This window comes from uncultured Shimia sp., from assembly GCF_913054185.1.
In the GTDB taxonomy this organism is placed as follows: domain Bacteria; phylum Pseudomonadota; class Alphaproteobacteria; order Rhodobacterales; family Rhodobacteraceae; genus Shimia.
Window position 1 is genome coordinate 1 of sequence record NZ_CAJXIV010000019.1, and the last position, 12,920, is coordinate 12,920.

At 54.0% G+C, this 12,920-nt stretch carries 16 protein-coding genes; 8 read left to right on the forward strand and 8 right to left on the reverse strand.

The genetic code is table 11. The features are described 5' to 3' along the window. From era to recO, 3 genes are all read left to right on the forward strand, one after another. The coding region (gene era / locus QZ517_RS06205; RefSeq protein WP_294223797.1) for a GTPase Era at positions 1–901 on the forward strand (901 nt) is incomplete at its 5' end. Between the two features lie 241 nt (positions 902–1,142). Continuing rightward, positions 1,143–1,472 carry a DUF1491 family protein gene (locus tag QZ517_RS06210; RefSeq protein ID WP_294223799.1) on the forward strand — a complete coding sequence of 110 codons (330 nt, stop codon included), beginning with the start codon at positions 1,143–1,145 and terminating at the stop codon, positions 1,470–1,472. A 61-nt stretch (positions 1,473–1,533) separates the two neighbouring features. Then, complete coding sequence (gene recO / locus QZ517_RS06215; protein ID WP_294223802.1) at positions 1,534–2,265, forward strand: DNA repair protein RecO; 732 nt, start codon at positions 1,534–1,536, stop codon at positions 2,263–2,265. Here the strand turns inward: recO and QZ517_RS06220 are convergent. Further along, entirely contained in the window at positions 2,252–2,644 is a 393-nt protein-coding gene (locus tag QZ517_RS06220; RefSeq protein WP_294223805.1) for an META domain-containing protein, read from the reverse strand. The genes recO and QZ517_RS06220 overlap by 14 nt on opposite strands. After that, a complete protein-coding gene (locus QZ517_RS06225) occupies positions 2,641–3,201 on the reverse strand; it encodes a TetR/AcrR family transcriptional regulator (protein ID WP_294223808.1) in 561 nt (186 codons plus the stop codon). Before QZ517_RS06225 ends, QZ517_RS06220 begins: the two co-directional genes overlap by 4 nt. 86 nt (positions 3,202–3,287) lie before the next feature. Here QZ517_RS06225 and QZ517_RS06230 point away from each other — a divergent pair, with 86 nt between their 5' ends. Next, positions 3,288–3,686, forward strand: a complete 399-nt coding sequence (locus QZ517_RS06230; RefSeq protein WP_294223810.1) for a hypothetical protein — start codon at positions 3,288–3,290, stop codon at positions 3,684–3,686. A gap of 4 nt (positions 3,687–3,690) precedes the next feature. Here the strand turns inward: QZ517_RS06230 and QZ517_RS06235 are convergent, their stop codons facing one another. Together QZ517_RS06235 and QZ517_RS06240 are read right to left on the reverse strand one after the other, a co-directional pair. Next, positions 3,691–3,993, reverse strand: a complete 303-nt coding sequence (locus QZ517_RS06235; RefSeq protein ID WP_294223813.1) for a hypothetical protein — start codon at positions 3,991–3,993, stop codon at positions 3,691–3,693. Between the two features lie 252 nt (positions 3,994–4,245). Then, a complete protein-coding gene (locus QZ517_RS06240) occupies positions 4,246–5,934 on the reverse strand; it encodes an acyl-CoA dehydrogenase family protein (RefSeq protein ID WP_294223815.1) in 1,689 nt (562 codons plus the stop codon). 144 nt (positions 5,935–6,078) lie between these two features. Here QZ517_RS06240 and QZ517_RS06245 point away from each other — a divergent pair, with 144 nt between their 5' ends. Continuing rightward, the gene (locus tag QZ517_RS06245; protein WP_294223817.1) at positions 6,079–6,843 is read left to right on the forward strand and encodes a sulfite exporter TauE/SafE family protein; all 765 of its coding nucleotides are present in this window, start codon (positions 6,079–6,081) and stop codon (positions 6,841–6,843) included. Between the two features lie 72 nt (positions 6,844–6,915). After that, entirely contained in the window at positions 6,916–8,013 is a 1,098-nt protein-coding gene (locus tag QZ517_RS06250; protein ID WP_294223818.1) for an AI-2E family transporter, read from the forward strand. A 7-nt stretch (positions 8,014–8,020) separates the two neighbouring features. Here the strand turns inward: QZ517_RS06250 and QZ517_RS06255 are convergent, their stop codons facing one another. The 4 genes from QZ517_RS06255 to QZ517_RS06270 form a co-directional block, all read right to left on the reverse strand. Beyond that, complete coding sequence (locus QZ517_RS06255) at positions 8,021–8,527, reverse strand: DUF2478 domain-containing protein (RefSeq protein ID WP_366766010.1); 507 nt, start codon at positions 8,525–8,527, stop codon at positions 8,021–8,023. 58 nt (positions 8,528–8,585) lie between these two features. Then, positions 8,586–9,038, reverse strand: a complete 453-nt coding sequence (locus QZ517_RS06260) for a potassium channel family protein (RefSeq protein WP_294223821.1) — start codon at positions 9,036–9,038, stop codon at positions 8,586–8,588. A 66-nt stretch (positions 9,039–9,104) separates the two neighbouring features. Further along, positions 9,105–9,482 (reverse strand): hypothetical protein, encoded by a 378-nt coding sequence (locus QZ517_RS06265; protein ID WP_294223824.1) that lies wholly within the window; start codon positions 9,480–9,482, stop codon positions 9,105–9,107. A 23-nt stretch (positions 9,483–9,505) separates the two neighbouring features. Next, positions 9,506–10,276 carry a DUF6478 family protein gene (locus tag QZ517_RS06270; RefSeq protein WP_294223827.1) on the reverse strand — a complete coding sequence of 257 codons (771 nt, stop codon included), beginning with the start codon at positions 10,274–10,276 and terminating at the stop codon, positions 9,506–9,508. A 303-nt stretch (positions 10,277–10,579) separates the two neighbouring features. Between QZ517_RS06270 and accD the strand changes: the two genes are divergently transcribed. After that, positions 10,580–11,521, forward strand: a complete 942-nt coding sequence (accD, locus tag QZ517_RS06275; protein ID WP_294223829.1) for an acetyl-CoA carboxylase, carboxyltransferase subunit beta — start codon at positions 10,580–10,582, stop codon at positions 11,519–11,521. A gap of 93 nt (positions 11,522–11,614) precedes the next feature. Next, entirely contained in the window at positions 11,615–12,895 is a 1,281-nt protein-coding gene (locus QZ517_RS06280; RefSeq protein WP_294223831.1) for a folylpolyglutamate synthase/dihydrofolate synthase family protein, read from the forward strand. Positions 12,896–12,920: the final 25 nt, after the last annotated feature.

Genomic DNA, 12,920 nt, shown 5'->3' on the forward strand with positions numbered 1-12,920 from the left:
ACGCGCCGGATTCGTTGCCCTGATCGGAGAGCCCAACGCGGGCAAATCCACGCTCACCAACCAAATGGTGGGGGCAAAGGTCTCGATCGTGACGCATAAGGTGCAAACCACCCGCTCCCGCATCCGTGGTGTGGCCATGGAAGGCGAGAGCCAGCTGGTGTTTGTGGACACACCAGGTCTGTTTGCCCCACGCCGTCGATTGGACCGCGCCATGGTGGCTGCGGCATGGGGAGGCGCGGCAGATGCCGATGTTATCGTGATGATGGTTGAGGCCCACCGTGGTGTGACCAAAGGTGTTGAGGCCATTCTCGAGCGTTTGCAAGAGTTTGGCGAAGGCCGCCGCGTCGCATTGGCAATCAACAAAATTGACCGCGTGAAATCAGACGTGCTTCTGGCGCTGACCCAAGATCTGAACCAACGCTATCCCTTTATCGAGACCTTTATGATCTCGGCAGAAAAAGGCTTTGGTTGCGCGGATCTTCGCAAATGGCTGGCGCAAGAGCTGCCCGAAGGTCCGTGGCTCTACCCTGAGGATCAGATTGCTGATCTGCCAATGCGCATGATTGCCGCTGAGATCACTCGCGAAAAGCTGACCCTGCGCCTGCATCAAGAGCTGCCCTACCAGATGACGGTGGAAACCGAGAGCTGGGATGAGCGCAAAGACGGATCCGCCCGAGTGGATCAGATGATCTATGTCATGCGCGACGGTCACAAAGGCATCGTGCTGGGCAACAAAGGCGAGACCATCAAAGCCGTCTCAAAGGCCGCACGTGAAGAGCTTGAGGAGTTTATGGGGCGTCGTATCCACCTGTTCTTGCAGGTAAAAGTTCGTCCGAACTGGCTCGAAGAGAAAGAGCGTTATTCCGAAATGGGGCTTAAGTTCAGCGACGGAAACGCATGACGGCCAAAAGGCCCCAGATCACGGCCGCCACAGCAAACAACGCAATAGCGATGTGGTTTGCTGGCACTTTTTCGGACGGAATCATTCCTCCGGCCTCAAGGCCAATGAGTATCAAAGCGGCCAAAAACATAAGCCGCACCGTCCATGGAATTCTGAGTTCCGGGCGCATTGTTCAAAGTCCTTGCATACCAATTACCCGCAAGGCGGGTGTGGACTACTACCATGGGTTTAATGAGTTGTCATGCGGTTAACAGCGGAGTTTTGGGTGCACGCCTATTTGGCTCGTTTACGCCTGGCAGATATACCCGCATTTGTGGTGGCGCATGGTGATAACACTGCCGGGGCGGTATTGGTGAAACTCAATACATTGGACGGTAAAGCCATTGTTTTTCAGCGTAGTTTTGATCTTATGACCGGAGATCGCCAATGGGTTGTTCTCGCAGAAGGTGATGAGCCCGAGGTCGATGCTGCCCTGGCTCGGCAACGCAGTTTTGACACTGATGTTTGGGTGATCGAGGTGGAAGACCGACAAGGCCGCCATCTCTTGGACGAGCCCGGCCTCTCGGACTGATACCAAGAAACCTCTTCCCTTTCTTGGGTTTGCAGGCTTTTCTACGCCCAAAGGAGAGGCCATGGATTGGCGCGATCAGGGCTTTGTGCTTAGCACACGCAAACACGGCGAAACCTCGGTGATCCTGGAGGTGTTTGCGGCGGAGCATGGTCGCCACTCCGGTGTGGTTCGTGGCGGCGTGAGTCGAAAGATGACCCCAATCCTTCAGCCAGGTGGGCAGCTTGATTTGTCATGGCGGGCGCGATTGGCAGATCACATTGGCAGCTTCACCGTTGAACCTATGCGATCGCGCGCTGCCGCCCTATCCGACAGGTTTGCGCTTGCAGGCCTCAATTCCGTGACAGCCTTGCTGGCCTTCTGTTTGCCAGATCGTGAACCGCACCCAGAGCTTTATGCGAAAAGCAGTCAGCTGCTTGATCTCCTAGGGCAAAACGACCTTTGGCCACTTGCTTATTTGCAGTGGGAAATGGCGCTTTTGACAGAGCTTGGATATGGTCTCGATCTCACCGAATGCGCTGTCACGGGCAGCACCCAAGATCTGATCTACGTATCACCAAAATCCGGTCGGGCGGTGTCCTCAAAGGGGGCGGGGGCGTGGGCTGACCGTTTGCTGCCACTGCCGCCAATTCTGCGTGGAGAAGGCGATGCTCCTGACGGTGAAATCCTTCAAGCGTTTTCAACGACAGGATATTTTTTGTCCGAGAAGCTGGCCCCGGACCTTGGCGGCAAGCCTTTGCCAGAGGCGCGCGACCGTTTTGTGGACCTCTTTAGGCGGAGGCTTAATGCCCCTTAAACGCCATCTCGCGTCCAGCGTCATTGCTCATTACCAAGCTGTCGCCAGACACTTCCACCACAGTCATTTCCACTAACGATGCCAAAAAGGCTTCCTCATTGTCGATGCCGGAGCAGTACAGCTCTTCAACAAAGTGGATTTGAATCGCGATCCATGGGTACGGTTTGTTTTGTGAGCCGGAAAATCCATTGCACGGCCCCATGCCATTGACGCTGCCGTGTGGGCCAAACGCAACCACGGCCGAATAGTTTACAGGTGCGCCGTCAACCTCGGTCAATTGCCAGTCGTAGTCCATGCCGCCATATTTGGTAACCGTTTCAGAAGGATCGCACGCGACCAATCCCAACAGTGCTGTCATCGCCAAAAAACCGAATTTCATCCGTCTGCCTCATGTAATGCCAAAATCAAATCAACCAAAGTTCCCAGCGCCGGGCCATTTGTGATCCCGTCATGTGTGGAAAGCTCTTCCATACCTACAAAGGCGGCATAAAACACACGCGTCAACTCCGGATTGCGCAATCCAAGCTCCTCAAACAATCCCTGCACATAGGCCATTCGCTTGGTGTCGACCTGTGCAACAGCTCTGGCGACATCTGTGTTGTCGCGTGCCCAGGCTCGGATCGAAGGTTCCGCTGCTATGCCGCCAAAATCTTCTGGAGGTCCGGCTGCGGCAATTTGCACCAATTCGCGCAATTTACGCACTGCCGTTCCTTGCTGGTCAACCAGCGTGACGATCTCAGCAAAAGCACGGGTTTCCCACGTCGCCATCATCGCTGTGTGAAAAGCCGGGACATCGTCAAAGTGCCAATAAAATGAACCCTTTGTCGTTTCCAGACGCCGCGCCAGTGGTTCTGCCTTGAGGGCCTTGGGGCCCGCTTCCGTCAAAGCCAGAAAGCCTGCTTTGATCCAGTCGTCTTTTGAAAGTCGTTTTGCCATGCTTGAACATACGGCACCGTATTGACTCTCGCAAGCATTGGAGTCACCCCTGTCCATACGATAGCGTATGGGTATTGGAGAATGCGATGAACAAGTGGATGATGACCGCAGCCGGGCTGTTTTTTGTGACAACCGGCGTGCATGTATTTCTGGGCGGTCCGGAAATACACGTGCCGATCCAGGAGAGCGACCTGCACCCGGCCGTCCGCGCAGTTGGGGCGGTGGTGTGGCACGCAGTGACGGTGATGTTGTTGGTATTTGGCGCGGGCTGTGTTTGGCTCGCACGCAATCCCAATGCCCCAATGGCCTGGTTGATGATCGCGACACAGCTTGGGTTTGTTGGACTCTTCATCGGCTACGGCGTGGTGTTGCTTGGCAACCTCACGGTCATGCCGCAATGGATCATTTTCGGATTGATCTCAGCCGTAATTGCAATGGGCGTTCGTGCGGATAAAGCACCCGCACCCCGCACAGTAACGGCCTAAACTATTACCAATTGCTGGTGTGGTCGCGCAGCGTCGCGACCACCGCATTTGGCGCGCCGTCAGCAAACTCTTTCACGCGAGCCGCGAAGGTGGCGAAATATTCTTGGCTTTGAACGTGTTTCAGCGTGGCGTCGCTGTCCCAGCGTCCCCAATGAATGCGCGTCACGCCATTGTCGGCCACGGCCACTTGGTAGGAGAACCCCTGAGCGTCCGGGTCATTGCCCACCGCATTGATGAAGGCCTCACAGGTGGCCACCCACACCATGTCGTCCCCGTCGTAGTCATATGTGATGGTGATACAGCGCATTTGGGTTCCCTTCCAATGGGTCTTTGGGCGCATGATGTGGTTTAAATTCACCGCAACAGCGCACGTTGCGTTCATATTTCCCGGAACAGTCTGCCCCGAATTGCGCACCTCCGCAAAACAGACGCGATACCGACGCGATACAGACGCAGATTTCGGCGGATTTTGGCCGCCGCTCCCCAGTTAACACATGTCAAAAAAAACGCGGCCCCCGAAGGAGCCGCGCAATGTCTGCTGTCTAACTGAGAGCGGGTGTCAGCTCAGCAAACGTCTCGCAATCACCTGCGCCTGAATCTCCGCCGCGCCTTCAAAGATGTTGAGGATGCGCGCGTCACACAGGATGCGGCTCACGCTGTATTCCAACGCAAAGCCGTTACCACCATGAATTTGCAGGGCATTATCCGCAGCCGCCCAGGCCACTCGAGCGCCCAGAAGCTTCGCCATACCAGCCTCAAGGTCACAGCGATGGCCGTGATCTTTCTCCCAAGCGGAGAAGTAGGTCAGTTGGCGGGCGATCATAATTTCCACGGCCATCATGGCCAGCTTGCCAGCCACGCGTGGGAAATTGATCAATGACTTGCCAAATTGCTTGCGGTCGATGCCATATTGCATCCCCACATCCAGCGCGGACTGCGCAACACCAATCGCGCGCGCCGCTGTTTGAATGCGGGCCGACTCGAAGGTTTCCATCAACTGTTTGAAACCTTTACCTTCTTCACCGCCCAAAAGGTTCTCACCTTTGACTTTGAAGCCGTCGAAAGCCAGCTCATATTCCTTCATGCCGCGATAGCCGAGCACTTCAATTTCACCACCGGTCATGCCTTCGGTTGGGAAGGGATCTTCTTCAGAGCCAGGTGTTTTTTCAGCCAGAAACATCGACAGCCCGCGATGGTCCGTCGAATCCGGATTGGTACGAGCCAGAAGCGTCATCACTTGGGTGCGGGCCGCATGGGTGATCCAGGTTTTGTTGCCTGTTACGTCCCAGTTGCCATCTTCGGTCTTCACCGCGCGTGTGCGCAAAGAGCCAAGATCGGAGCCAGTGTTTGGCTCTGTAAAGACGGCCGTCGGCAAAATTTCCGCACTGGAGAGTTTGGGCAGCCACTGCTGTTTCTGCTCTTCCGTACCACCACAGAGGATCAGCTCCGCCGCGATTTCAGAACGGGTGCCCAGAGAGCCTACACCAATATAGCCACGTGACAATTCCTCAGAGACAACCACCATGGAAGCCTTGGAGAGGCCAAAGCCGCCGTATTCTTCCGGAATGGTCAGGCCAAACACACCCATTTCCGCAAGCTCTTCAATGATTTCCATTGGAATGAGCTCATCTTTGAGGTGCCACTCATGGGCGTTTGGTTCTACACGATCCACAGCAAACCGGCGGAACTGTTCGCGGATCATCTCTAGCTCTTCATCAAGGCCTGTTTGACCCACTGTGATGTTTGCCGCCTGCTCTTGCATCAGTTCTACAAGGCGCATGCGGGCGGCTTGAGAGTTGCCCTTGTCACAAAGAGTCATGACCTCTGGCGCCATCAGACCGCGGGTCTCATCCTGCGTCAGGCCAAGATCTTGAAGGCGCACAATTTCGCCTTGGCTCATCGGAATGCCGCCATAGACCTGCCAGAGGTACTCACCAAAGGCGATTTGGTGGATGATCTGTTCGATCTCGCCAAATTTGCCTTCGCCGTTCAATTTTTCAGCCCAGGCCTGCATTTGCTTCAGCGACTGGGCATAAGTGGCCAACCAGCTAAGGCCATGGGCCGCTGTTTGATTTTGCTCGATGAGCTTTCCGGAAACGCGACCCTCTTCGGAGACAGTCTCTTTCACCCGCGCAATTGCGGTCTCCAAGATGCTTTCCACCGGCGCAACGGCTGCACCGGTCAATTTCAGAAGATCAGGAAGAATCACTGAGTTTGTCATCGCCAAGTCCTGTCCATCATGCGCCATACGTCAAAAACCCTCTAATGCTGCACCGTGACATAATCACTTTGCAGGTGCAGCGCAACAAAAATACCAAAACCCCACATCATTTGGTTGTTTGTTTCGCGCGAAGTCTTTGCAGGGTGTGTGGTTAGGGGCCTATAGCGGGGTATGGATTCTCTATTTTTGACTTATACACCTCAAGCGTTGGTTTTCTGTGCGAGCGTTGCGTTACTCGCCGGGATTATCAAGGGCATGGTGGGCTTTGGCATGCCTATGGTTTTGATTTCAGGGCTAAGTACATTTCTTTCTCCCGAAATTGCCCTGGCTGGTCTTATTTTCCCAACATTGGCCAGCAATGGCTTCCAAGCCTTCAGGCATGGCGCAACGGCGGCGTTGCAATCCCTAATGCGTTTCCGGCGCTTCCTGATTTCGGGGGGCATCGTCATGGTAGTCAGTGCCCAGTTCGTCCGTTGGGTGCCAGAAAATGTATTGTTGGTCATGATTGGCGCGCCAGTTGCCGTGTTTGTTGTGCTGCAACTGCTTGGCCGTCCGCTGCGCATCTCAAAACCCACTGCGCGAGGTGAAGTTACTGTTGGCGCATTTGCGGGCGCAATTGGTGGTGTGTCAGGTGTATGGGGCCCTCCCACGGTTTCATATTTAACGGCGATTGGCACGGAAAAGACGGAGCAAATCAGAATTCAGGGTGTAATCTATGGCCTGGGCGCGGTGGCCCTTTTGCTGGCTCACTTGGGCTCTGGTGTGCTGAACGTCAAAACCGCGCCATTGTCGGTTTTTCTGGTTTTGCCCGCCATGTTGGGTGTGTGGTTGGGGACGAAGGTTTCGGATCGTATTGACCAGAAAATGTTCCAACGCATGACACTTGTGGTGTTGCTGATTGCCTCCCTTAACCTCATTCGCCGAGCACTTTTCTAGGAGATTTTTCTCAGCTTGCCCCTGCCTGCCTGAACGGTAGGATGATGCTGACGTGCAAGGAGTAAATCACCGGTGTCACAGATTAACGCATCCCTGCGCGTGGCTACACTTAGCCTTGCTATTTTGGCCGCTATTGCCACTGGCTGGTTTCTAAATGCCGCTCAAGCTATCCTTGTACCCATTGTGTTGGGGGCGTTGCTGGCCTTTCTGATGGACGGCATTTCCCGCTTCATGGGCCGCATCCCACTTTATTCACAATATGTACCAGATTGGCTGCGCATGATGCTGACAACCGTAGTGCTATTTATTGTGCTTGCTGGTCTGATCAGTTTTTTTGCCAGAAACTTGGATCCGGTGGTCCGGGCAATGCCAGGGTACTTGGAGCGCCTGTCTCATACATCCTCAGAGGTTGCCGCCCGCTTTGATGTGGAATTTGAACTGACCTGGCAATCATTGGATCGGCTGTTTTTTGACAATATCGACATTCAACGGCTCATCCGCATGACGGTGAATTCGGTCAGTTATTCAGCGGGTTACCTGGCGCTGGTTTTCCTTTACGCCATCTTGTTCCTGATTGAGCGGGATAGTATTCCAAAAAAGGTCGCCGCGATTGTTCCGGATCAGCAGTCGCAGTCCAATGTTTGGCAAACCATTGATCTGATCACCGCGCAAATTGGCACGTATTTCACCACCAAGACCTTGATTAACGTGGTGCTTGGTGTGCTGTGCTGGGTGATTTTTCTGTTCTTCGGGCTTGAATTTGCGGCCTTCTTTGCCGTGACCACTGCAATCTTTAATTACATCCCTTACGTCGGGTCTTGGATTGCGATGGCGCTGCCCATGCTTTTTGCCGTTGGTGACTGGGGGCTTAACATGGATGTGGCGCTGTTGTTTGCCGCGCTGTGTGGTGCGCAATTTGGTGTTGGCTATTTCTGGGAGCCGCGTCTTATGGGACGCTCCATGAACTTGAGCCCGGTGATTGTGATGGTGTCTTTGGCGTCCTGGGCCGCAGTTTGGGGGCTGATTGGTGCCATATTATCTGTCATTCTGACCTCCGGAATTATGACCATCATGTCGTTTTTCCGTGCGACCAGACCTGTGGCAATTCTTCTAACCAATGATGGTGAAATCCCTTGGTTAGAAGAGATTGAAAGTGAAGAAGTCGCCTGACACCGGCCTATTGGTTCACTTGGTCATACCAGGCCAAGAGGGATTCGATGTCGGCGGGCACGTTGGTTGCCATACCGCCCGAAAACTCCTCAAACACCTCAGAGTTTAAAGGATTTGTGCCCGCAATAACCGTCGCGTCTTTTTCCAAGGCGTCTGCCAACAAGTCCCGAAACCCTCCGCCTTCCGTTTCCTGTTTGCCAAACTTGTTGAGCAGGAAAACGTCAAAATCGGCTTGCATCGATTGTCCAACTGCTGTGATCGCGGTTGCCATTGCGTCCGGATCAAGTCGACAACCTTGAGCGTCTTTTCCTAAATTCTGCGAAATGCGAATGGTCGGGCCATCCGGCAAGATACGTACATCCATGTCACACCCATGCGTGGCACCGCACTCAGTATTGGTCTGTACAATCCCGCGGGTCTTAAGGCCGCGTGCTTCTAGGCGCTCCGCCAAATCGGATAATAGTAGGTCCAACTCTCCGCGCCCATGCGCCATGGTGTATGCAATTTTCATCATGCGCTAGAAAATAGGCGAGTGTTTCCAGAAAGCAATTGCGAACTGGGGTTGGCAGCCTTTACTCCAGCGACTTTGGAAGCAATTTGTTGATGAGAGACACTAGGAAGGCAGTGGAAATACCAAAACAAAGAATGCCTGTTACCCCGCCGAACGCGCCAAAAACCCGGAATTCGACAGGCAAAACAACGTCGCCATATCCCACGGTCGTATAGGTCACGAGTGAGAAATAAAGTGCGTCGTAAAGGTAATCAAAGGCATTCATGTGAAGCAGTACCGCCGCCCAGAACCAAACCTGAATGGTGTGTGAACTTACGATCATGACAAAGGCCGCACCAACAACAACAGTTGTTCTAAACATGCGAGATCGGTTTTTGACCCAACGGCCAATATGAGCCAGTACCTCAATCATCGCGGCCAGTAGGCCGACATGAATGAGTGCACAAACGCTAAGAACAACCGATCCCCACAACAGCTGGTCGTGTTGGCTCATCGCAAGTGTGTCTGGGGTCATGGTGTTGCTCTCGTTGCTCGGCGCAAACTGGCATGTGGTTGGGCGAAGAACAAGCCTGCCAGATGGTCACATCGTTTCAACGCAATGGCGCCTAAACGCCCGCTTCAACATGTCCAATTCCGCGCGAAGGAGGTCGATTTCCGCACGCAGGTCTCCCGCCAAGGCTTCGCCGGCAATAAAGCTGACGGTGTCGAGCCGCTTACCCGTAGTGTGATCGGCGATGACAACAGTTTGAACGCCGTCTGAGATGCTTTCCTTTGGGATAGGGAAACGCAGTCGCCAGAGGCCAATATCTTCCGCTGGTTCAACCGACACATCCTGAATCGGCTCACCTAAGTAAGTGACGTCAACTTGCGGCTTTGCACTGGTGTCTTCTGAACACTTAAGAGCCCCTTCCCAAGTACCCTCAAATAGGCGGGTTTTTGTCAGCGTTAGTTCGGTCATGCGGCCATCCCTTTGTGTTTGTTTTAGAACTCAGCCCGTGGACGGCGGGAGAAGGTAACGTCCCTCAGGACAACTTGGTTCATCTCGGGGCCCTCAAAGATCAGGTCGATCCACATTTTTTCGACCCTCTTTTCGTTGAGGTTTGAATAGGCCAGATCAAACTCGACACGAATGTCTTCAGCCTGGAGCGGCAGTTCCCGCACGATTTGCTCTGTGTTGGGGCCATGACGAATGTTCAAACGGGCAAAAATTTCGAGCGGCTTCTCCATCTCAACAATCGTGTCCATGCGCACAACATGTTCCCGCTTAAGGCCAGAAACCGCTTCCTGCGGCATGTCGATAACCAGAGATAGAAAGGAGCCGTCAAACCGAAAAACATCCATGCGCAGGCCAAACGGCGCAAGGTCTTTTTCCCTGTGGTTTCTGAGCTGTCGCAGGGTGAGCTCAGATATGCGACAGTCATGAAAGAGTGTGACTTCCTCGCCCAGCATTTCTTTGTTTTCCACCGCGGCGCGGCCTTTAGCAGGAATAGGCTCCCGCCAAAGAGCCGGGCGCCACGACCAATCTGTCCCATGGGGCTTGGGAAAGGCGTTTGAGCCAATGATGGGCAAAGCCAAACGGCTTTCGGAAACCGCAATCACAGTATCCAGATATTGACGAAGGGTTCTGGCTCTGCGCCGTTGCGCCCGTAAGGTGGCAATATCCGCTTCAGAGGCCTTGCGTGCATTACGCGCCCAATACTTGGACAATCCGCTTTGAAGCGCCTGCTGAAAAAAACGTCTGCTTTTTGCCATTTGCCTTGGAACCATGTCTCATTGTTGCTGGCGGCGAAACGATCTGCGGCCTTCGTTATGATTATTTAGCGAAATGGTTGCGATAGGACAAATGTCCATTCAGGCCAATCCCCATGAATTCTCAGTGTGTTGCCCTGTGTCTGTCCCGTAAATGTAGCACTTCGGCTGTGATTGGAGATGAAATGTACATTTTAACGGTGCCAAAAAAGGGATTTGGGGGTGCTACTGGAGCATGACTGAGATTGCATTTTCTGACGTAGCGTCTTATCTCATCCGAGATTGGAACCAGAGGACACTGATCACATGAACTGGATCACCAACTACGTCCGTCCGCGGATCAACTCGATCTTTTCTCGCAGAGAAGTTCCAGACAATCTCTGGACCAAATGCGACGAATGCGGGACGATGTTGTTTCACCGCGAGCTGAAGGGCAACCAAAACGTTTGCACGCAATGTGACCATCATATGTCGATTTCCCCGCGGGATCGGTTTGAGGCATTGTTTGACGGTGGTGTGTTTGTCGAGGTGGATGTACCAGAACCAGTCGCTGATCCTCTGCAGTTCCGGGATCAGAAAAAATATCCAGAACGCATGAAGGCCGCGCAGAAAAAGACGGGCGAGGCAGAAGCCATGTTGGTGGCAGAAGGTGATATTGGTCGAACCCCAATTGTGGCCGCGTGCCAGGACTTCTCCTTTATGGGCGGCTCCATGGGCATGTATGTCGGCAATGCGATCATTGCAGCTGCGGAGCGTGCCATCGCCCTGAAGCGCCCATTGGTGTTGTTCTCGGCAGCCGGTGGTGCTCGGATGCAGGAAGGCATTCTTTCTTTGATGCAGATGCCCCGCACAACCGTTGCGGTGCAGATGCTCAAAGAAGCAGGTTTGCCGTATATTGTTGTCCTGACACACCCGACAACCGGTGGAGTAACGGCGTCTTATGCCATGCTGGGTGATGTTCAGATTTCCGAACCCAACGCGCTAATCTGTTTTGCTGGTCCTCGGGTGATTCAGCAGACCATCGGAGAAAAATTGCCTGAAGGTTTCCAGCGCGCCGAGTATTTGCTGGACCACGGCATGCTTGATCGCGTGACAAAGCGAACCGAACTCAAAGCCGAATTGGTGTCGATTATCCGAATGCTAATGGGTATGCCTCCTGCAGTGGCCGGTGACCTGCCTGCTCCTCAGAAAGAGGAAACCTCGCCTAAGACTCCGGAAGAAAAACCCGAAGAGGCGAAAACGGAATAAATCAGTCGCTTATGCGTCGAGAGAAATGGGCTTTCGGAACATAAACCGAGGGCCCGTTTTGTTTAATAGCCCCCCTTTTAGATGGAGTGCTTCATGGTCGCTCAATACGATACGTCGGACACAATCCTCGCCCGTATGATGGCGCTTCACCCAAAAATCATTGATCTGACCTTGGATCGCATGTGGCGCCTTTTGGACGCTCTGGGCAACCCTCAAAAAAAGATGGCTCCGGTTGTGCATCTGGCAGGGACAAATGGCAAAGGCAGCACGCAGGCTATGGTCCGCGCTGGCCTTGAAGGTAGGGGGGACAAGGTTCATGCCTATACCAGCCCGCACTTGGCGCGGTTTCATGAACGCATCCGCTTGGCGGGGGAGCTTATTGATGAAGCGCATTTAGCGGCGGTTTTGGACGAGTGTTGGGAAGCCAACGACAGACAGAACATCACCTACTTTGAGATCACCACGTGTGCCGCCATTCTGGCGTTTTCACGCACGTCTGCCGACTACACGTTGCTGGAGGTTGGTTTGGGGGGGCGCTTGGATGCGACCAATGTGATCACCGCCCCCGAATTGACCGTCATCACACCTGTTTCCAAAGACCATGAGCAGTTTTTAGGGGAGACGGTTGCGGAGATTGCGGCGGAAAAAGCAGGAATTATTAAGCGTGGTGTTCCTTGTGTCGTTGGCCCGCAGCCCGTCGAGGCCATGGACGTGATTGAACGCGCCGCGATGCGTATTGGTGCGCCATTGATTGCCTACGGTCAGCACTGGCACGTGTCTGAAGAACGCGGGCGTCTCGTTTTCCAAGATGAACGCGGATTGCTGGATCTTCCTCTCCCTGCTTTGGCTGGTGCGCACCAGGTGCAAAATGCGGGTGCTGCCTTGGCGGCATTGCGCCACTTAGATGCAGACGAGGCGGCTTGCGAAGCAGCAATGACGAACGTCTCCTGGCCCGCCCGTATGCAACGACTGAAAGACGGGCCACTGTTCGAAGCTGCGGATGGCGCAGAGGTGTGGCTCGACGGAGGGCATAACGCGGCTGCTGGCAAGGCGCTGGCGGATGTCATCTCAACGTTGCCAAAGCGGCCGACCCATCTCGTCTGTGGCATGTTGAACACCAAAGACATCCTTGGGTATCTGACACCTCTCGCGCAGATCGCCGAAAGTTTGACTGCTGTGTCTATTCCCGGAGAAAGCAACACGCTTCCGGCCTCTGAAACGGCGAAATCTGCACGGCAGGCGGGTATGCAGGCCGTCGAGAGTGCCAGTGTCCTAGAGGCGCTGCAAGACGTGGTGTCCAAGTCACCTGAAAGCCGCATATTGATTTGTGGATCGCTTTATCTTGCTGGTGCAGTGCTCCGAGAAAACTCCTAAGTCGGAGTAGCTATGGAGGTGGGGG

Coding starts and splice junctions, on each gene's coding strand:
- recO (WP_294223802.1), top strand. CDS start 1,534: ATGGATTGGCGCGATCAGGGCTTTGTGCTTAGCACACGCAAACACGGC.
- accD (WP_294223829.1), top strand. CDS start 10,580: ATGAACTGGATCACCAACTACGTCCGTCCGCGGATCAACTCGATCTTT.
- QZ517_RS06210 (WP_294223799.1), top strand. CDS start 1,143: ATGCGGTTAACAGCGGAGTTTTGGGTGCACGCCTATTTGGCTCGTTTA.
- QZ517_RS06270 (WP_294223827.1), bottom strand. CDS start 10,276: ATGGCAAAAAGCAGACGTTTTTTTCAGCAGGCGCTTCAAAGCGGATTG.
- QZ517_RS06225 (WP_294223808.1), bottom strand. CDS start 3,201: ATGGCAAAACGACTTTCAAAAGACGACTGGATCAAAGCAGGCTTTCTG.
- QZ517_RS06230 (WP_294223810.1), top strand. CDS start 3,288: ATGAACAAGTGGATGATGACCGCAGCCGGGCTGTTTTTTGTGACAACC.
- QZ517_RS06280 (WP_294223831.1), top strand. CDS start 11,615: ATGGTCGCTCAATACGATACGTCGGACACAATCCTCGCCCGTATGATG.
- QZ517_RS06255 (WP_366766010.1), bottom strand. CDS start 8,527: ATGATGAAAATTGCATACACCATGGCGCATGGGCGCGGAGAGTTGGAC.
- QZ517_RS06245 (WP_294223817.1), top strand. CDS start 6,079: ATGGATTCTCTATTTTTGACTTATACACCTCAAGCGTTGGTTTTCTGT.
- QZ517_RS06235 (WP_294223813.1), bottom strand. CDS start 3,993: ATGCGCTGTATCACCATCACATATGACTACGACGGGGACGACATGGTG.
- QZ517_RS06265 (WP_294223824.1), bottom strand. CDS start 9,482: ATGACCGAACTAACGCTGACAAAAACCCGCCTATTTGAGGGTACTTGG.
- QZ517_RS06220 (WP_294223805.1), bottom strand. CDS start 2,644: ATGAAATTCGGTTTTTTGGCGATGACAGCACTGTTGGGATTGGTCGCG.
- QZ517_RS06240 (WP_294223815.1), bottom strand. CDS start 5,934: ATGGCGCATGATGGACAGGACTTGGCGATGACAAACTCAGTGATTCTT.
- QZ517_RS06260 (WP_294223821.1), bottom strand. CDS start 9,038: ATGACCCCAGACACACTTGCGATGAGCCAACACGACCAGCTGTTGTGG.